Genomic DNA, 17762 nt, shown 5'->3' on the forward strand with positions numbered 1-17762 from the left:
TGTCGAAAGCAAGCAGGAATTGTCGCGTTGGCAGCGAATGAAAGAAGAGTCATCAAAAAGAGAGAGTAGGGAAGCAGTCATGCTAGGTCTTAATTTCCCCGGCTTGTCCGTCATGGAGCGGTCGTTGGACGCGGCAACCCTTCGCCAGAAGGTGCTCGCGAACAACATTGCCAATGTGGACACCCCCTATTTTAAACGTTCCGACGTCGTATTCGAGGAGCTGCTGCAATCTCAGCTCCAATCTCCCGGCATCCAAGGACGGCGGACCGATCCTCGGCACTTTGCATTTGGCTCATCCTCTAATCCCGTTCCCCAGACGAAATTGGATGAAAGCTCCGCAATGAACAACAATCAGAACAATGTGGACATTGATTCGGAAATGGCTATGCTCGCGATGAATCAGCTAAGGTACCAAGCGCTCGTCGGACAAGTGAGCCATGAATTTCGCATGGCCAAATCCGCTATCGGAGGGTCCGGACAATGAGGCTGACAAGTTCCTTTGACATTAGCTCGTCGGCGCTGACCGCTCAGCGTCTGCGCATGGACGTCATATCCTCCAATATCGCCAATGCGGACACGACAAGAGCCCGTCTTGAAAGCGGCAAATGGGTGCCGTATTCCCGCAAAGTCGCGACGATCGCCCCGAAGCAGCAACCATTTTCTCAAATGCTGAACACCGCCATGCAGGGCATGTCGGGAGAAGGGGTCAAGGTAACGCAAATTACCGAAGACCGGGAGCCGTTCAAGCGCGTTTACAATCCGGCCCACCCGGATGCAGACACCAACGGCTATGTCGAGATGCCGAACGTGGATGTTTTGAAGGAAATGGTGGACATGCTGTCGGCTACTCGTTCCTATGAAGCCAATGTAACGGCCTTGAACGCATCCAAAGCGATGGTCGTGAAGGCGCTGGAAATTGGCAAGTAACAATCTCTACCGGATGAATGAGGGGGCAAGTCATGATTGAACAATTGAATAACATGCCGAAGCTGAACATTCTTCAGGCAGCCAGCCAGACCAAACCGACAGGTGCCGTTGAGTTATCGCATCAATTCAACAATATGTTGACTGATGCTATAACCGAGCTGAACACTCAGCAAGCGCAGGTGGAACGGCTGAACGGTCAATTCATTCGAGGCGAGCTTAATGATGTTCACCAGCTTACCATTTCGGCGGAAAAGGCGGAATTGGGCCTGCAGCTCACGGTGCAAATGCGCAACAAAGTGATTGAGGCGTATCAGGAGATTATGAGAATGCAGCTCTAAGCAACCGTCTATTTTACCGTCTAGTAGGATGAGGTGACATGTTGAACGAATCGGCAATGCGATATGTAAATCGACTTAAGGAGTATTGGAACAAATTCAGCAAGACCCAGAAGATGGTGTTTTTGGCTACGATCATCTTGCTCGTGCTCACCGTGGGGCTTGTTTCGTATAACCTGTCCAAGACGGAATACGCCCAGGCATTCACCGATCTGCAGCCGAACGATGCGGCCGCGATCAAGCAATATCTGGATGCAAGCAAAATTCCGTATAAACTGAGCGATGACGGCAAATCGATCGGCGTCCCCCGCTCCCAAGTAGCCAATGTGAAGCTCGACGTTGAGTCGCAAGGACTGAACAAGAGCGGGAACATCGGTTACGGCGCGTTCCGGGAGACGAATATGTTCGGTACGACCGATAACGAATTCAGCATCAAGAAGCTGGACATGATCCAGGGCGAGCTCCAGCAGCTGATCAATTCCAACCAGGCGGTGTCGGGATCCAAGGTTATCATTACGCTGCCGGAGGAATCGGTCTTCCTGAAGAAAGACGGCAGCCAGCAGTCCACCGCTTCCGTCGTCATTCAGCTGAAGCCGGGCTATTCGCTTGATCAGAACAAGATCGACACGATGTATCAGCTGGTTTCCAAGAGCGTGAAGAGCCTGCCGATCGAGAACATCACGATTTCCGATCAAAACGGCGACCTGCTTCCGTATTCCAAGGGAGCGGGCAGCACGATTACTTCCGCTACTGCAGCCAGCATGCAATTCGAGATCAAAAAGCAGTTCGAGCAGGATTTGCGCAAAAACATAAAGGAACTGCTCGGCGGGATTCTCGGGCCGAACAAGGTCATGCCAATGGTAGTGGCTACGATGAACTTCGACAAGAAGAGCACCGTGGAGAATCTGGTCACACCCGTCAACACGGTCGACCAAAAGGGCATCGAGATCAGCGTCAACGAGATTCAGAAGTCGTATACAAGCGACGGAGCGGCAGCCGGGGGCGTAGCCGGAACCGGTACGACCGACATTCCGAATTATCCGTCCAGCTCTCAGAGCGGCAAGTCCAACTCTGAGGAAACGCAGAAAACGGTGAACTACGAAGTGAACCGGATTACGAACCAAATCGAGTCCAGTCCCTTCTCTCTAACTGACTTAACCATTTCCGTCGGGATTGAACCACCTGATCCAAAAAATATAGAATCTTTATCTCAGCAGACAAAAGATTCGATCCAAAAGCTGCTGGTCAGCGTAGTCAGCTCCTCGCTCGCCAACAGCGGCAAAACGTTTACGCCCGAACAGCTGGACGCCAAAGTTAACGTGTTCACCAGCAGCTTCGCAAACTCTCAGCAGCCGGCACAAGCGGCGCAGATCAACTGGGTGCTTTATGGGGGGCTCGGTCTCGCGGCACTGGCGCTTGCCGGTCTCGGAGGATTCCTGATCTCACGCCGTAAGAAAGCGAAGGAGGCGGAAGAGGAAGTACTGGCCGCTCCGAAGATGGAGTATCCGTCCATCGATCTTGAACACGCAACGAATGATAACCAGGTACGCAAACAGTTGGAGACGCTCGCGAAGAAAAAGCCGGAGGAGTTTGTCAATCTGTTGAGAACGTGGCTGGTTGACGAATAGAGGTGAGAGAGTTGGCAAAAGCATTCGCTCAGCAAGGGTTAACCGGCAGACAGAAAGCAGCCATCCTGCTGATCAGTTTAGGTCCGGAGGTATCGGCACAAATATTCAAGCATCTGCGCGACGAGGAGATCGAGCAGCTCACTCTCGAAATCGCGAACGTTCGCAAGGTCGACTCGCTGGAGAAGGAGCAAATCCTTGCGGAGTTCCACCAGATTTGCCTGGCCCAGGAGTATATCTCGCAGGGCGGGATCAACTACGCGAAGGAAATTCTCGAGAAAGCACTGGGAGCGCAGAAGGCCATCGACATCCTCAACCGGCTGACGGCAACTCTTCAGGTAAGGCCGTTCGATTTTGCGAGAAAAGCGGATCCGGCGCAAATTCTGAACTTCATCCAAAACGAGAATTCGCAAACGATCGCTTTGGTTTTGTCTTACTTGCAAGCCGAGCAGGCAGCTATGATTCTCTCGTCGCTCCCGCAGGACAAGCAGGCGGAGGTAGCGAAGCGCGTCGCTCTTATGGACAGCACCTCTCCGGAGGTCGTGAGCCAGGTCGAGCGTGTGCTCGAGCAGAAGCTATCCGCAACGGTTACGCAGGATTACACGTCCGCTGGCGGCATCGAGTCGATCGTTCAAATCCTGAACGGAGTCGACCGAGGCACGGAACGGACCATTCTCGACTCGCTTGAGATGCAGGATCCAGAGCTTGCGGAAGAGATCAAGAAGCGGATGTTCGTCTTCGAAGATATTGTCAACATCGACAACCGTTCGATCCAGCGGATTATCCGCGACATCGAAAACGCGGACCTGCAGCTGGCGCTCAAGGTGGCGAGCGAAGAAGTGCGCGAAGCCATCTTCAGCAATATGTCCAAACGGATGGCCGAAACCTTCAAGGAAGAAATGGAATACATGGGGCCTGTCCGTCTGCGTGATGTAGAAGAAGCCCAAACCCGGATCGTCGCGACCATTCGCCGCCTGGAAGAAGCCGGCGAAATCATCATTGCCCGTGGCGGAGGAGATGACATCGTTGTCTAATCTGATCAAGCCGGTCGACTATGTATCGCTGGATGCCAAAACCATCCACCCGCTGCTTGAGCTGGCCAAGAAGCAAGTGCTGCGCAGCCAGCATGCGTCCGACGCCGCTTTCTCCGAGCAAGAGAGAGAAGAGATCGGAGAAGCGCGGCAGATGCGAGATCGCATTCTGGAGGAAGCCGAGCAGCTGGCCGAGGAGCGTGTCCGCGAAGCTCATGAGCAAGCCGCGCTCCTTCAGGAGCAGGCACGCCGTGAGATCGAGGAATGGTGGAACGAACGCCGCGCTGCGGATGCCGAGGCTTCGGAAGAAGCGCGCCAGCTCGGATTCGAGCAAGGCTATCAGCAAGGGTTCCGTGAAGCGGAACAATCCGTTCACGAACAGTATTCGGAAACGATTTCAGAGATCAGGGGGTCGCTCGAAAAAGCTTTTGCAAAAAAACGTCAAATCGTGCAGGAAGCCGAGCCTTTTTTGATCGAGATGAGCATTTCGATTGCGGAGAAAATCATTCGCAAGCAGCTGGAGCTCGAGCCCGACTGGGTCGTGGACTTGACGAAGCACATGCTCTCCCGCAAGAAGACGAAAGGCCAGCTGACGCTGTGTGTGTCCCCTTCCCAGTTCGAGTTTCTGTACGATGCCCGCGACGAGCTGAAGCTCGCGGTCGATTCCCAGGCAGAGCTTCTGATCGTACCGGACTCGACCGTCGAGGACGAAGGCTGTGTCATTCGGTCCGACTCCGGCAGTCTGGATGCGCGAATCGATACGCAGCTAATGGAGATCAAGCAAGCGCTCCTGCAGCTGGCGGCTGCGGAAAGTGAGGCCGGAGACGATGACGATGACTAGGCCCGATCCTGCCAAGTATCTAGAAGTATTATCGCAGATCGATCCCGTCCCTGTCTTTGGGAAAGTCACCCAAGTCATTGGGCTGACGGTAGAAGCGGAGGGGCCGGAGGCTTCCATCGGAGACGTCTGCTATATCTACCCGCCCAAGTCGGACAAGCCGCTGCCCGCTGAGGTTGTCGGATTCCGGGGCAACAAGGTTATCCTGATGCCGCTTGGCGACCTGCAGTCGATAGGACCGGGCTGCGACGTTATCAGCACAGGCAAACCGCTTGAGATCCAGGTCGGCCACGAGCTGCTGGGCAAAGTGCTGGACGGGACGGGCAAGCCGCTCGACGGCTCGGAGCTGCCGATGCGCATGGCGCGTTACTCCACGAACAACGCGCCGTCCAATCCGCTTACGCGTCCTCGGGTATTGGAGCCGATCAGCGTCGGTGTCCGCTGCCTGGACGGGCTGCTCACCATGGGCAAAGGCCAGCGGGTCGGCATCTTCGCCGGCTCCGGCGTCGGCAAGAGTACATTGATGGGCATGATCGCGCGGAATACGAAGGCGGATGTGAACGTGATCGGCCTGATCGGGGAGAGGGGGCGCGAGGTGCTGGATTTCATCGAACGGGATCTCGGTCCAGAAGGTCTCGCCCGTTCGGTCGTCGTCGTCGCGACTTCGGACCAGCCGGCGCTCATCCGCATCAAAGGTGCCCAGATCGCGACCAGTATCGCGGAATACTTCCGGGACAAGGGCCTCGACGTCATGCTGATGATGGATTCGGTTACCCGGTATGCGATGGCACAGAGGGAGGTGGGGCTCGCGATCGGAGAGCCGCCGGCCACGAGAGGCTATACTCCATCAGTGTTCGCCAACCTGCCTCGGCTGCTTGAACGGTCGGGAACGGGGCCGAAGGGCTCGATTACGGCGTTCTATACCGTACTGGTGGACGGCGACGACATGAATGAGCCAATTGCAGACGCGGTCCGCGGGATTCTGGACGGCCACATCGTCCTGGACCGGAAGCTGGCAAACCGGGGGCACTTTCCCGCCATCGACGTGCTGGCGAGCGTCAGCCGCTGCATGAAGGAGATTGTCCCGCCGGAGCAAAGCGAGGCGGCGAACTTCTTGAAGCGCATGCTGGCCACCTATCGGAGCTCGGAGGATCTCATTAATTTGGGAGCTTACCAGCTGGGTTCCAACCCCGAGATTGACCAGGCGCTGCAGCATATCGGCTCGATCCAGGAATATGCGATGCAGAGAACGGACGAGAAGGCGGATTACGAAGAATCGAAGCAGCGGCTGCTTAGCGAATTTTTTGGAGGATGAGGGTAGATGAAGTTTCGGTACGCATTCCAAAAAATCGTCGATCTGAAGACGTCGGAGAAAACGCAGGCCGAGTGGACGTTCACCACGTCGGTTGGCGTGCTGAGGGACGAGGAGGCGAGCCTCGCCACCCTGTTCTCGGAAAAGAAGGAGCTGCAGCAGCATTTGCAGGAGGAAGCGGGACAGACGACCACGGTCTCCCAATTGCTGCTCTACCAATCCTATCTGGATCATATCGAAGCAAAGATTCGTGAGAAGAACCGGGACGTCCGGCAGGCGAGGCAGACGGTAGACGCCAATCAGCAGGTTCTGAACGCAAAGCTGCTCGAAGAAAAGGTGTGGGCGACCGCCCGGGACAAAGCGAAGGAAGTCCACGTCGCCGAAGTGCTGAGGCAGGAGCAGGCAGCTCTCGACGAGATCGCCTCGGTCCGTTACCGCTCTGGCTTATAAAGGGAAAGAACGCTTGGGAAAGGAGGGCTTCAAGTGGATACCGATCTGGAAAAATCCGAACTGAGCGCATTTGAGAGACTGGTCTATTGGTTCGTCATTCCGGTCGTGTTTACCGTCGTGCTGCTCGTCGTCCTGTGGTCCATGTTCGATACGGACTTTCAGCAAACCATCTTCCGTGCGGCCGACAAGATTCCGGTCGTCCGCCAGCTGTTTCCCGATCCGAAGCCGGTCGATCCGGTCGAGTCGAAGGAAGAGGACAAGACAAAGAAGGCGGAGGAGCAGCTGGCTGCTGCGAAGACGCAAGCGGCAAAGCAAGAGGAAGAGCTCAAGACGATACGCGCCGAAGCCGCCGAGAAGGACAAAATCATTCTGGATCTGCAGGCCAAGGTGGCAGGGCTGGAGGAGCAGAGCAAGGCCAAGGCCGCAACCGACGAGGAATACACGAAGCACATTCAGCAAACGAGCTCCATGTATACCAAGATGACGCCCAGCAAGGCGGCGCCGATCCTCGAAAGCATGTCGGGAAAGGAAAGAGTGCTCTTGCTCAGCATGATGAAGCCTGAGGAACGCGCTCGCATTCTCGAGAAAATGGATCCCAAGATTGCTGCTCAGACCACCTCCGATCTGAAGAATGTAGTGCCGGCCAAGGATATGGAGATCGCAGCGCTCCAAGAGAAAGTCAAGGCGCTGGAGGAGCAGAATGCGCAGGCTGCCGTGAAGCTGGAGACTACCGACCTCAGCAAGAGTATCGGCAGCATGGCGCCGGAGCAGGCGGCGGGTCTGCTGCTCGAAATGAACGGAACCTCTCCGGGGAAGGTCCTCGCTCTTCTCAGCACAATGGAAAGCGGGGCTCGCGCATCGGTGCTGAGCAAAATGACGGAGAAGGATCCGGCCAAGACGGCGTCGATCTCTTCCAAGCTCATTCCCTAACCCAGAAACCGTGCAGGAAAGGAGGTGAACAAACATGCAAATTACGAGTAACGCAGTGCAAACGGCTCCGACAGGAAAATCAGCGGCAGCGGGCGGGCGCGGAGCGGACCAGGCGGCAGCAGGCGCGTTCGGCGACTTGTTGATCGCCACCATAGGAGCTCCGACTTCCAATACGCCGGCTTCCGATAGTGGAGCTGCGAGTCTGCTAGGCGAGCTCCGTACGCTGCTGGCCGGTTTGACCGGACAGGGACAAACGGCGGAGGAGAGCGTTCAGCGATCCGAAACGGAGCTGGATCCCGAGGGGCTGGACAAGCTGCTTGAGAGCAAGCTGGAGGACCTGCTGGGCGAGGATGCCTTCACCCAATGGCTGGAGCAGGCCGCTGCTCTTCAGGCGGCAATGGCGGGACCTGCCGACAATGCGGCAGCGACTGGACAGCTGAACGAAATGAACACCGCGGAGGAAGGAATTCCCGTGAGCGGACCCGCTTCCGTCAAGCCAGCGGCAGGCAGCGTCACCTCCCAATTCCTTCAGGCGCTGAGCGCCGAGCCGGACAACCCGTTCCTGCAGCAGCTGGCGGGCAAGCTGAATCAGCTGCTCCTTCAGGCAGACGGTGTCCCTACGGAGCAAGAAGGGTCTCTTGAAGACGCCTTGCAGGGATTGGATAAGCCGCTTGGGAAGCCGGCGGATGGTCCCGGTAGCGGTCAGCCGATCGCACGGAAGGAGATAGCGGAACATGTTCCCGGAGCGGATTCGAGCTCTGCGGATAGCGAACCCACCATGTCCGTAACGAAGGCGCCTGCCTCGATGCTTCTGGCGAGACTTGAAGCGATTGGACATCGGCAGATGGCCGCTCAAGGGGCTTCTCAGACGGCAGAAGCCGATGCGGCTGCTGAACCGACGGCAGGAGCGGACCACGTGAACTCCCAGGTGAATGTGCTCGACGCAGGGATCAAGCCGGAAGGCCGGCCCGTTCTCCCTACGGTAAAGCCCGACGGCACGCCGGTGCCGATCCAGCAGTTCGCCAAGGAGCTGGACGCCTTCCTGGTCAAGACCTTCCGCACCTCGGGAGACGGAGATTTTTCTGTAGCCCGGCTGACGCTCGCTCCCGAGCATCTCGGTCAGGTCGAGATCAAGATCACGCTGCATAACGGCCAGTTAGCTGCCCACTTCATGACGCAGTCCGGCATGGCCAAGGAGATGCTGGAAGCGCAGATGGCCCAGCTTCGCACAAGCCTGCAAAGTCAAGGGATGCAAGTGGATCGCCTCGAGGTGACGCAGCAGACGGAGGCCTCCTCCTTCACGTTCCAGGAACAAGGACGGCAACCGCGCGAGCAGGCGTCCCGGCAGGACAGCCGCTCCTCTCAAGGAAGCTACGAAGACGAGACAGCAATAGAGGCAGTGGAGCTTGATGCTGCCCGGTGGAATACGGGAGGCAGCTTCGATACGATCGCTTAAAGACAGGAGGTGCACGATGCCACAGGCAGTAGGAACCAATAACGTTTGGCCGTATTACAGCAAGACCAATACCGCGTCTGCGAATGTGAAGAAGGCGGGAGATTCGCTCGGCAAGGATGACTTCCTGAAGATTCTCATTACCCAGCTGCAGAATCAGGATCCGACCCAGCCGCTGCAAGATCGCGATTTCATTGCCCAAATGGCGCAGTTCACGAGCGTGGAACAGCTGACGAACATGGGGCTGGAGTTAAAAGCACTCCGCCAGTCGTTCGGTATGGATCCATCGATCATCGGCAAAGAGATCAGCTGGTCCGGCAAAGACGACAAAGGGCAGATCACCACCAAGACCGGGGTAGTGACGGCGTTGACGTTCAAGAACGGGGAAGCGTACGCGAAGGTCGGAAAAGACGAAGTCGATCTTACCAAGCTGATCAGCATAACCAACCCGAAGGACCCGGCATCATGATGAACCGGATACCGGTCAACCCGTTTCCGCCTGTCCTCCATGGACAGGGCATAGCCCGACCGGCGGCTCTAGGCCCTTCTGCTTCCAAAGCTTCCTTTCAGCAATTGATGGAAGGCCAGCTGCTGAAGTTCAGCCAGCATGCCGAAACGAGACTGCGCCAGAGAGGCATCGTCCTCTCGCCGGACAAGCTTGCCGACATTGCCTCGGCCGTGGAGAAGGCTGCGGCCAAAGGAGCCAAGGACTCGTTAATTTTGACAAGTGACGTCGCGTTGATCGTCAACGTGAAGAACAAAACCGTCGTCACGGCCATCGATCAGTCGTCCATGAAAAACAATGTGTTTACACAAATCGACAGCGCTGTAGTTTTGTAATAAGACCGGCCCTCCAGGAGGAGGTCTGGGCTGCCGATCGACAGAAGCAGCCCGCATAGGAACTACGGGGACTATCAAGGAGGAACCAGCATGATCAGATCGTTATACTCCGGTGTGTCGGGGATGAAAGGATTCCAGACGAAGCTGGACGTAATCGGCAACAACATCGCCAATGTCAACACTATCGGATACAAGCAAAGCCGCGTAATGTTCTCGGATATTCTTAGCCAGACGGTAACCGGCGTCACCGCGCCGCAGGATTCCGACCGCGGCGGCGCCAATGCCAAGCAGATCGGTCTCGGCGTTTCGGTCGCTTCCATCGAGACGCTGCACACGCCCGGCAGTGCCATGACGACGAACGTAGTGACGGACCTGCGCATTGACGGAGACGGCTTTTTCGCTGTCAAGGCGACTGCCGACCAAGAGGTGCCCTACCTGACTCGTGCGGGGAATTTCACCCTTGACGGCAATCGGAACCTCGTAACGGCCGAAGGGTTCCTCGTCTGTGATTCCGCCGGGGACCCGATCACACTCGGAGACGATGTGACGGCGTTCATGATCGGCAAGGGCGGGGAGATTATCTCGGTCGATGCAGAAGGCAACCAGACCAGCGACGGCGCTCTAAAAATCGGCGTAGTCAAAATCGTCAACCCGAGCGGCTTGTCCAAGCTCGGCAATAACCTGTACAGCGTAACGCCTAACGCGAATCCGGACGGCACGTTCGAGGTCGGGGAAGCTAACGATCCGACGACCGGAACTGGTGCCATTATCTCCGGACAGCTCGAAATGTCCAACGTCGACCTAACCTCCGAATTCACGGAAATGATCGTCGCGCAGCGCGGCTTCCAGGCGAACTCCCGGATTATTACGACGAGCGACTCGATTCTCGAGGAAGTCGTCAACCTGAAGCGGTAATTAGCTTGACCAGCGGCCGGGGAGCGGAGGCGCTCTCCGGATCGCAAGGGAGGAATGAGCCATGATTTCTGTTACCCGTTTGAACGGCAAACCGATTACCGTGAACGCCCTGCTGATCGAGACGGTAGAAGAAACCCCCGACACGATGATCACGCTCACTACGGGCAAGCGGATTACGGTGCTCGAACGGAACACAGACGTGACGGAGGCTGTACGCAGCTACCTGCGCTCGATTGGGTGGATTCAAGCGGCAGCGCATCACGCGGAAGCGGAGGAAGCTTAAGTGCTGAAAAGCAAATTATTTCAAATGATTCTCGCCATGTTGATCGTTCTTACGCTCGTCTTGACGGCAGCGCTCTTCATGTGGAATTACATGGACAAGAAAAACGCGGCTCCGCCGGCTGCTGCCAATACGGCGAGTGCAGCCAATACCAAGAAGGCGTCCGCTACCGAGGTCAAAGAAATGACCTATCAGATGAAGGATATCATCACAAACCTGTCCGGCAAGGACCGGATCGTGCAGATTGGGCTCGCCTTCGAGCTATCCACCAAGAAAGCCAGGACGGAGTTCGAGCAGCTGGACTTCAAGGTGCGCGGCATCGTGAACCAGACGCTGGCGGATATGACGGCCGAGCAGATGGCGGGCAGCAAGGGGCAGGCTAACCTGACCTCGACGCTGATCAGCAAAATCAATCCGATCTTAACGGAAGGTGAAGTCCAGCAGATTTGGATCACCAACCTCGTATTCCAATAATGCGGGCGACCATTGCGAAAGGGGGTGTCTAGAAATTGGTAGATGTTCTTTCACAAAATGAGATTGATGCCCTTCTGGCCGCACTTTCGTCCGGCGAAATGGATGCGGAGGAACTGAAAAAGGAAGAAACGCAAAAACGGATCCGTTCCTACGATTTTAAACGGGCGACCCGCTTCTCCAAAGACCATTTGAGAAGCCTGACCCGCATTCATGAGAACTTTTCCCGGTTTTTGACGACCTTCTTCTCCACGCAGCTGCGGACCTTCGTCCAAATTAACGTGGTGCAGGTCGAGCAGCTGCCATACGATGAATTCATTCGGTCGATTCCTAAGCTGACGATTCTCAATATATTCGAAGCGGAGCCTCTCGAAGGCCGGATGGTGCTGGAGGTTCACCCGAACGTCGCCTTTGCGATGCTGGACCGACTGCTCGGCGGCACCGGTTCGTCACCGTCCAAGATCAATGCATTGACCGAGATCGAAACCATTATAATGGAGCGGATGTTCAGCCGGGCGCTGGATACGCTGCAGGACGCTTGGAAGACGGTGATGGACATCAGCCCGCGGCTGGAGGCGCTGGAGACCAATCCGCAGTTCATGCAGATTGCCTCGGCGAACGATACGATCGCCCTGATCTCGCTTAGCACGAAGATTGGCGAGACCACCGGCATGATCAACCTCTGTATACCGCATGTCGTGATCGAGCCGATCATGCCGCGCCTTTCCGTTCACCACATGTTCGTGACGCACAAGAAGAACAAGTCGGAGGAGGAAGCGGAGGCGCTTCAATCAAGAGTCAGCCAGGCGAAGCTGGAGCTCGTGACGGAGCTGGGCCATTCTCAGCTCACGGTTCGCGAATTTCTGGGACTTGCCCCCGGGGATGTCATATCGCTAGACAAGGCGGTCGGGGACGGCCTGCAGGTCAAGGTGGGAGACAAAATCAAATTTGTCGGCGTTCCCGGTACGTTAAAAGGCAAATCAGCCGTTCAGATCACCGATGTGCTGATGGAAGGAGTGGAAGAAGATGACGAATAACAAAGACTTTCTGTCCCAGGAAGAAATCGACGCTCTGCTCCGGCAAAGCTCGGGAGGCGATAGCGACCCGGACGAGCTGGCCATCGGGGATTACCTGACTTCGATTGAGCAAGATGCGCTAGGAGAGATCGGCAACATCTCGTTCGGCAGTGCCGCGACTGCGCTGTCGACACTGCTGGGACGCAAGGTTGACATTACAACCCCTACCGTTGACATCATCTCCAAAGAGATGCTCCGGGAGGAATTCCCGAAGCCGCATGTCGCAATTCACGTGAATTATATTGACGGCTTCTACGGCATCAATATGCTGGTCATCCGCACGAGAGATGCGCAGATCATCGCCGACCTGATGATGGGCGGAGACGGACTCGTGAGCGAATCGGACGAGCTGAGCGACATTCACATCAGCGCCGTCCAGGAAGCGATGAACCAGATGATGGGGTCCTCGGCAACGTCCATGTCGACGATCTTCAACCGATTCGTCAATATCTCCCCGCCGGGAATCGATATTCTCAACTTCGCGGACGGGACCGGCAAGGAAAACCTGCCGGAGGACGATGTCTTCATTAAAGTATCGTTCCGGCTCAAAATCGGAGATCTCATCGACTCGAACCTGATGCAGCTGCTGCCCGTCTCGTTCGCCAAAGAGCTGGTAGCAACCTTGATGGGAGAGAGCGTTCCTGAACCGGCCCCAGCCCCGGCAGTAGAGAAGCCTTCCGCTCCTGCTGCAGCTCCGGCACCGACCGGCTATGAGCCAGCCGCTCAACAAGCGCCGAGCCAGCCGCCGACACAGCCTGCTGCGCAGCCGCAAATGCCGCCGGCATATGCCGAACAGCCTTATCCGCAGCCGCCAGCGTACGGACAGCCGCCCGCCTATGGGCAGCCGCCATACGGACAGCAGCCGCAGATGCCGCCGGCAGCAAGCTACGCACCGCAGCCGCCCGCCGCATACGGCAGCCAGGCGCCGCAGCGGAATGTCAACGTACAGCCGGTCCAATTCAGCAGCTTCGAGGCGCCGGGTCTGACGCAAGCCGACGATACGAATTTAAACCTGCTGCTCGATATTCCGCTCAAGGTAACGGTTGAGCTCGGCAGAACCCAAAAAGCGATCAAGGACATTCTAGAGCTGTCGCAGGGTTCGATTATCGAGCTGGACAAACTGGCCGGCGAGCCGGTGGACATTCTTGTCAATAACAAGCTGATCGCCAAAGGCGAGGTCGTCGTCATCGACGAAAACTTCGGCGTCCGGGTGACCGATATCGTGAATCAATGGGACCGGCTCCAAAAGCTTCAATAAATAAGTAGAAAAAAATACTAGAGTTCCAATAGGAATCAGGAGGAGTAATGAACATGGCGAACCGGATTTTAGTTGTAGACGATGCGGCTTTCATGCGGATGATGATCCGCGACATTCTGGGGAAGAACGGGTTCGAGGTGGTTGGGGAAGCGAACGACGGCCACCAGGCGATCGAGAAGTTCAAGGAGCTTCGCCCGGATCTGGTGACGATGGACATCACGATGCCGGAGATGGACGGCATCCAGGCACTCAAGGAGATCAAGAAGGTCGACCCGAACGCCAAGGTCATTATGTGTTCCGCGATGGGACAGCAGGCGATGGTCATCGACGCGATCCAAGCGGGCGCCAAGGACTTCATCGTCAAGCCGTTCCAGGCCGACCGCGTGCTGGAAGCGATCAAGAAGACGCTGGGCTAATATGGCCAGCCTCTTGCGCAAAACAGGCGGAGCCGCCCTTCTGTTAGGAAGCGCGGCTTTGTCGGCAAACTTTAGCTGCTATGCCCAAGCGGCCGAAACTGGCGGTGGTGCTCCGGAGTTCGGCGCAGCTTCAATGGGATTTCGCGTTGTCGTCTACCTCATTCTTATTATCGGTCTCTTCTTCCTCATCGTGAAGTATTTGGCCAAAAAAAACCGCTCGTTCTCTTCCGGCGGCCATTCGCTCAAAAGCTGGGGCGGTGTGCCGGTCGGGCAAGGCAAATCGGTGCAGGTCATTCAAGTCGGCCGCTCGCTGTATGTCGTCGGTGTCGGGCAGGATGTACAGCTGCTGGACAAAATTGACGATCCGGACGAGGTCGAACGGATTCAAACGAATAGCCTGTCCCAGCAAACATTCGATTGGAAAGGGCTCCCCGGCCTTTCCGGCTGGAAAGATAAGCTTGAAGCGAAGCGAGCGGGACGGCTGGAACGGGATATGAGCCCGGAAGAACTCTCCTTCGGCGATCTGTTTCAGAAGCAGCTCCAAGATGCGGCCAGAAGAAAAAAGGAGCTTGGAAAGCGTCTCGAAGAAGAAATCAACGAAGATCGGTTGAATGATACGAAATGAAACAAAAACTGCTGCTTGCGGCCGTTCTGCTCGGCATCCTGTCCGTCCTCCAGGCAGGGACGGGATATGCGGCGGAACCGGATCCGATCCCGAATATTAGCTTAGACATCGGCGGGGGAGGGAGCGGCGCGACGACCGTCACGCTTCTCCTCATGCTGACGATCCTCAGTCTGGCCCCGGCCATTCTGGTTCTGATGACCAGCTTCACCCGAATCGTGATTGTGCTCGGCTTCGTCCGCACGTCTCTCTCGACCCAACAGATGCCGCCGAATCAGGTGCTGATCGGACTGGCGCTATTTCTGACCTTGTTCGTGATGTCGCCGACAATCGGCGAGATTAACCAGACCGCACTGCAGCCTTACATGAGCGGCCAAATTACCCAAACGGAGGCGCTGAACAAGGCCGCCGTGCCGATCAAGCAGTTCATGGGCAAGCATACGAGAGAAAAGGACCTCAAGCTGTTCTTGGATTATTCGCAGGCGGAGCCGCCGGCCAGCATTGAGGAAACCCCACTCACGGTTTTGGTGCCGGCGTATGTGATCAGCGAGCTGAAAACGGCGTTCCAGATGGGCTTCATGATCTTCATCCCGTTTTTGATCATCGATATGGTTGTCGCCAGTACGCTGATGGCGATGGGGATGATGATGCTTCCGCCGGTTATGATCTCGCTTCCGTTCAAGATCTTGCTGTTTATTCTCGTCGACGGCTGGTATTTGATTGTCAAATCCCTGCTGCTCAGCTTCACCAAGTAACTGCAAAAGGCAGGAGGAGAAGACGATGTCGTCCGATTTTGTTATCCGGCTGGCGGGCGAAGCGGTATACACCGTATTGAAAGCAAGCGCCCCCATGCTGGTCATCGCTCTTGTCGTCGGCCTGGCGATCAGCATCTTCCAGGCGACGACCCAAATTCAGGAGCAGACACTTGCATTCGTACCCAAGATAGTGGCGGTGCTGCTAGCCGTTCTGCTGTTCGGCCCCTGGATCCTGACGACGCTGGTCGATTTCACCCAGAATCTGCTCAGCAACCTGCCGAACTACATCGGGTGACGCGGCATGATGAATCTGCTGCTTGCCTGGCTGCCCGGCGGTCTGCTGGTCTTTTGCCGGATCACCTCCTTCTTCGTGGTGACGCCGGTGTTCTCGGCGCGTAACGTACCGGCTTCCTTCAAGATCGGGCTTTCGTTCTTTTTGACGCTCATCACGGTCACCTCGATCGGACAGCTACCGGCTCTGTCTGACGGCGCGTATCTGCTCTCCATCATCCGTGAGATCATGATCGGCTTGCTGATGGGCTTCGTCGCTTACCTGTTCTTCGCAGTCGTTCAGGCGGCAGGAACATTCATCGATATGCAGATGGGTTTCGCCATGGCCAACGTCATCGATCCGCTGACCGGCACCCAGAGCCCGCTTATCGGCAATTTGAAGTATATGCTCGCGACTCTGTTGTTCCTTGCTTTCAACGGCCATCATTATTTGATTCAGGCCATTATCGAGAGCTACCGCTGGGTTCCGCTCTCGAGCGACGCCTTCGCCCGAGTGGCGGGCGGCCAGGTCACCGAGTATCTGGTTCGGTCGATGGCGACGGCGTTCGAGCTCGCCTTCCAGATGGCCGCTCCGCTTGTAGCGGCGCTGTTCCTGGTCGACGTGGGGCTCGGCATTCTCTCTCGTGCGGCACCGCAATTCAACGTGTTCGTCCTGGGGCTTCCGCTCAAAATTTTAGTGGGCCTGCTGCTCCTGATTGTCGTCATGACGGGCATGGCCTCCCTGTTCGGGGAGCTGTTCACCAAACTGATCTATTCTGTGCGCCAGCTGCTCGACTTGCTCGGGCCGGGAACCGGCGGACCTTCATAGTACCGGGAGGCAGACGATGACAACTTACCGCTATCGGCTGGATCTCCAGTTGTTCTCGCAAGACAAGTCGGAGCCGGCTACCCCCAAGAAAAAAGAAGATGCCAGGAAAAAAGGCCAGGTTGCTAAAAGCATGGAGCTGCCCGGCGCGTTCATTCTCCTGTTCACCTTCGTCTCGTTCCTCTTGCTGGGCGGCTTTCTGAAAGAAAGAATGCTAGGGATGTTCACCTCCATCTTCATGTACGACTTGCTGTCCGAGGTAACGATCCGCAATACGTCTCACCTGTTCAATCAGCTCCTGGTGGAAGGCTTGATTATGCTGGCCCCCATCTTTCTGATCTCGGTGCTGCTCGCTTTGCTCGGCAACTTTATGCAGATCGGCTTTCTCCTGACTGGCGATCCGCTCAAAATGAAGTTCAGCAAGCTGAATCCGGTCGAGGGCGCCAAAAAAATCTTCGGGCTTCGCTCGCTCGTTGAGATGCTCAAATCGATGTTCAAGCTGACCGTCATCGGAGTCATTGTTGCTCTCACGCTGTGGGGGGAGAAAGAGAACCTGCTGGGATTGGCACGGATGCCGCTCGACTCGACGATGTCCTATGTCGGCAAGCTGATCGTCATGCTCGGCGTGAAGATCGGGATAGGGTTCGTGGCGCTGGCGTTCTTCGATTTTCTGTACCAAAAGTATGAGCATGCCAAGCAGCTGCGCATGTCCAAGCAGGAAATAAAGGACGAGTACAAAAAAATCGAGGGCGATCCGCTCATCAAAGCGAAGATCAAGGAACGGCAGCGGCGGATGGCCATGCAGCGCATGATGCAGGACATCCCGAAGGCCGATGTCATTATCACCAACCCGACTCACTTCGCCGTCGCGCTCCAGTACCAATCCGGGCAGATGGAAGCTCCCCGCGTGATCGCCAAGGGAGCGGACTTCGTCGCCCTGAAGATAAAGGAAAAGGCTAAGGAGCACGGCATCATTACAATGGAGAACAAGCCGCTGGCCAGGGCGCTGTTCAACCGGGTCGAGATCGGGGAGACCATTCCCGCAGACCTGTTCCAGGCGGTAGCGGAAGTACTGGCTTACGTATACAAGCTGAAAGGCCGCGCGAATTAATCAGCTATGGAGGAGAAGTGC

The 17762-nt window shown here is 56.4% G+C and carries 23 protein-coding genes; all 23 read left to right on the forward strand.

What is annotated here, in order from left to right; all coding sequences use genetic code 11:
• The first annotated feature begins 79 nt into the window (after positions 1-79).
• Positions 80-484, forward strand: a complete 405-nt coding sequence (gene flgB, locus KJS47_RS00430) for a flagellar basal body rod protein FlgB (RefSeq protein ID WP_213521820.1) — start codon at positions 80-82, stop codon at positions 482-484.
• Positions 481-927, forward strand: a complete 447-nt coding sequence (flgC, locus tag KJS47_RS00435; protein WP_213521822.1) for a flagellar basal body rod protein FlgC — start codon at positions 481-483, stop codon at positions 925-927. Before flgB ends, flgC begins: the two co-directional genes overlap by 4 nt.
• Positions 928-959: 32 nt before the next feature.
• A complete protein-coding gene (fliE, locus tag KJS47_RS00440) occupies positions 960-1265 on the forward strand; it encodes a flagellar hook-basal body complex protein FliE (protein ID WP_213521823.1) in 306 nt (101 codons plus the stop codon).
• A 38-nt stretch (positions 1266-1303) separates the two neighbouring features.
• Entirely contained in the window at positions 1304-2890 is a 1587-nt protein-coding gene (gene fliF, locus KJS47_RS00445) for a flagellar basal-body MS-ring/collar protein FliF (RefSeq protein WP_249716009.1), read from the forward strand.
• Between the two features lie 11 nt (positions 2891-2901).
• Positions 2902-3921, forward strand: a complete 1020-nt coding sequence (gene fliG / locus KJS47_RS00450) for a flagellar motor switch protein FliG (RefSeq protein ID WP_213521824.1) — start codon at positions 2902-2904, stop codon at positions 3919-3921.
• Entirely contained in the window at positions 3914-4759 is an 846-nt protein-coding gene (locus tag KJS47_RS00455; RefSeq protein WP_213521825.1) for a FliH/SctL family protein, read from the forward strand. Before fliG ends, KJS47_RS00455 begins: the two co-directional genes overlap by 8 nt.
• Positions 4752-6071, forward strand: a complete 1320-nt coding sequence (gene fliI / locus KJS47_RS00460; RefSeq protein ID WP_374707013.1) for a flagellar protein export ATPase FliI — start codon at positions 4752-4754, stop codon at positions 6069-6071. Before KJS47_RS00455 ends, fliI begins: the two co-directional genes overlap by 8 nt.
• A gap of 6 nt (positions 6072-6077) precedes the next feature.
• Positions 6078-6518 carry a flagellar export protein FliJ gene (fliJ, locus tag KJS47_RS00465; protein WP_213521827.1) on the forward strand — a complete coding sequence of 147 codons (441 nt, stop codon included), beginning with the start codon at positions 6078-6080 and terminating at the stop codon, positions 6516-6518.
• Between the two features lie 33 nt (positions 6519-6551).
• The gene (locus KJS47_RS00470; RefSeq protein WP_213521829.1) at positions 6552-7448 is read left to right on the forward strand and encodes a MotE family protein; all 897 of its coding nucleotides are present in this window, start codon (positions 6552-6554) and stop codon (positions 7446-7448) included.
• Positions 7449-7482: 34 nt separating this feature from the next.
• Positions 7483-8904 carry a flagellar hook-length control protein FliK gene (locus KJS47_RS00475; RefSeq protein WP_213521831.1) on the forward strand — a complete coding sequence of 474 codons (1422 nt, stop codon included), beginning with the start codon at positions 7483-7485 and terminating at the stop codon, positions 8902-8904.
• Positions 8905-8920: 16 nt separating this feature from the next.
• Positions 8921-9370: a flagellar hook capping FlgD N-terminal domain-containing protein gene (locus tag KJS47_RS00480; protein ID WP_213521833.1), complete on the forward strand. Its 450-nt coding sequence runs from the start codon at positions 8921-8923 to the stop codon at positions 9368-9370.
• Positions 9367-9741: a TIGR02530 family flagellar biosynthesis protein gene (locus KJS47_RS00485; RefSeq protein ID WP_213521835.1), complete on the forward strand. Its 375-nt coding sequence runs from the start codon at positions 9367-9369 to the stop codon at positions 9739-9741. Before KJS47_RS00480 ends, KJS47_RS00485 begins: the two co-directional genes overlap by 4 nt.
• A gap of 90 nt (positions 9742-9831) precedes the next feature.
• Entirely contained in the window at positions 9832-10656 is an 825-nt protein-coding gene (locus tag KJS47_RS00490; protein WP_213521837.1) for a flagellar hook-basal body complex protein, read from the forward strand.
• A gap of 61 nt (positions 10657-10717) precedes the next feature.
• Positions 10718-10939 (forward strand): flagellar FlbD family protein, encoded by a 222-nt coding sequence (locus KJS47_RS00495; RefSeq protein ID WP_213521839.1) that lies wholly within the window; start codon positions 10718-10720, stop codon positions 10937-10939.
• Positions 10940-11410: a flagellar basal body-associated FliL family protein gene (locus KJS47_RS00500; protein ID WP_249716010.1), complete on the forward strand. Its 471-nt coding sequence runs from the start codon at positions 10940-10942 to the stop codon at positions 11408-11410.
• A 35-nt stretch (positions 11411-11445) separates the two neighbouring features.
• Positions 11446-12444: a flagellar motor switch protein FliM gene (gene fliM, locus KJS47_RS00505; protein WP_213521841.1), complete on the forward strand. Its 999-nt coding sequence runs from the start codon at positions 11446-11448 to the stop codon at positions 12442-12444.
• A complete protein-coding gene (fliY, locus tag KJS47_RS00510; protein ID WP_213521843.1) occupies positions 12434-13741 on the forward strand; it encodes a flagellar motor switch phosphatase FliY in 1308 nt (435 codons plus the stop codon). Before fliM ends, fliY begins: the two co-directional genes overlap by 11 nt.
• Positions 13742-13794: 53 nt before the next feature.
• Positions 13795-14157, forward strand: coding sequence for a response regulator (locus KJS47_RS00515; protein WP_213521844.1), 363 nt, complete (start codon positions 13795-13797; stop codon positions 14155-14157).
• Positions 14158-14290: 133 nt separating this feature from the next.
• A complete protein-coding gene (locus tag KJS47_RS00520) occupies positions 14291-14782 on the forward strand; it encodes a flagellar biosynthetic protein FliO (RefSeq protein WP_213521846.1) in 492 nt (163 codons plus the stop codon).
• The gene (gene fliP, locus KJS47_RS00525; protein ID WP_213521848.1) at positions 14779-15534 is read left to right on the forward strand and encodes a flagellar type III secretion system pore protein FliP; all 756 of its coding nucleotides are present in this window, start codon (positions 14779-14781) and stop codon (positions 15532-15534) included. Before KJS47_RS00520 ends, fliP begins: the two co-directional genes overlap by 4 nt.
• Before the next feature lie 25 nt (positions 15535-15559).
• Entirely contained in the window at positions 15560-15829 is a 270-nt protein-coding gene (fliQ, locus tag KJS47_RS00530) for a flagellar biosynthesis protein FliQ (protein WP_213521851.1), read from the forward strand.
• A gap of 9 nt (positions 15830-15838) precedes the next feature.
• Positions 15839-16633, forward strand: coding sequence for a flagellar biosynthetic protein FliR (fliR, locus tag KJS47_RS00535; protein WP_213524895.1), 795 nt, complete (start codon positions 15839-15841; stop codon positions 16631-16633).
• A gap of 16 nt (positions 16634-16649) precedes the next feature.
• Complete coding sequence (gene flhB / locus KJS47_RS00540) at positions 16650-17741, forward strand: flagellar biosynthesis protein FlhB (protein WP_213521853.1); 1092 nt, start codon at positions 16650-16652, stop codon at positions 17739-17741.
• Positions 17742-17762: the final 21 nt, after the last annotated feature.

This window comes from Paenibacillus sp. J31TS4, assembly GCF_018403265.1.
GTDB lineage: Bacteria > Bacillota > Bacilli > Paenibacillales > NBRC-103111 > J31TS4.

Excerpts from the sequence above, each read along its gene's own strand:
- KJS47_RS00520 (WP_213521846.1), top strand. The coding sequence starts at position 14,291 with ATGGGATTTCGCGTTGTCGTCTACCTCATTCTTATTATCGGTCTCTTC.
- KJS47_RS00485 (WP_213521835.1), top strand. The coding sequence starts at position 9,367 with ATGATGAACCGGATACCGGTCAACCCGTTTCCGCCTGTCCTCCATGGA.
- fliJ (WP_213521827.1), top strand. The coding sequence starts at position 6,078 with ATGAAGTTTCGGTACGCATTCCAAAAAATCGTCGATCTGAAGACGTCG.
- KJS47_RS00490 (WP_213521837.1), top strand. The coding sequence starts at position 9,832 with ATGATCAGATCGTTATACTCCGGTGTGTCGGGGATGAAAGGATTCCAG.
- fliP (WP_213521848.1), top strand. The coding sequence starts at position 14,779 with ATGAAACAAAAACTGCTGCTTGCGGCCGTTCTGCTCGGCATCCTGTCC.
- flgB (WP_213521820.1), top strand. The coding sequence starts at position 80 with ATGCTAGGTCTTAATTTCCCCGGCTTGTCCGTCATGGAGCGGTCGTTG.
- KJS47_RS00475 (WP_213521831.1), top strand. The coding sequence starts at position 7,483 with ATGCAAATTACGAGTAACGCAGTGCAAACGGCTCCGACAGGAAAATCA.
- KJS47_RS00480 (WP_213521833.1), top strand. The coding sequence starts at position 8,921 with ATGCCACAGGCAGTAGGAACCAATAACGTTTGGCCGTATTACAGCAAG.
- flhB (WP_213521853.1), top strand. The coding sequence starts at position 16,650 with ATGACAACTTACCGCTATCGGCTGGATCTCCAGTTGTTCTCGCAAGAC.
- fliY (WP_213521843.1), top strand. The coding sequence starts at position 12,434 with ATGACGAATAACAAAGACTTTCTGTCCCAGGAAGAAATCGACGCTCTG.
- KJS47_RS00495 (WP_213521839.1), top strand. The coding sequence starts at position 10,718 with ATGATTTCTGTTACCCGTTTGAACGGCAAACCGATTACCGTGAACGCC.
- KJS47_RS00515 (WP_213521844.1), top strand. The coding sequence starts at position 13,795 with ATGGCGAACCGGATTTTAGTTGTAGACGATGCGGCTTTCATGCGGATG.
- fliQ (WP_213521851.1), top strand. The coding sequence starts at position 15,560 with ATGTCGTCCGATTTTGTTATCCGGCTGGCGGGCGAAGCGGTATACACC.
- flgC (WP_213521822.1), top strand. The coding sequence starts at position 481 with ATGAGGCTGACAAGTTCCTTTGACATTAGCTCGTCGGCGCTGACCGCT.
- fliF (WP_249716009.1), top strand. The coding sequence starts at position 1,304 with ATGTTGAACGAATCGGCAATGCGATATGTAAATCGACTTAAGGAGTAT.
- fliR (WP_213524895.1), top strand. The coding sequence starts at position 15,839 with ATGAATCTGCTGCTTGCCTGGCTGCCCGGCGGTCTGCTGGTCTTTTGC.
- fliE (WP_213521823.1), top strand. The coding sequence starts at position 960 with ATGATTGAACAATTGAATAACATGCCGAAGCTGAACATTCTTCAGGCA.
- fliI (WP_374707013.1), top strand. The coding sequence starts at position 4,752 with ATGACTAGGCCCGATCCTGCCAAGTATCTAGAAGTATTATCGCAGATC.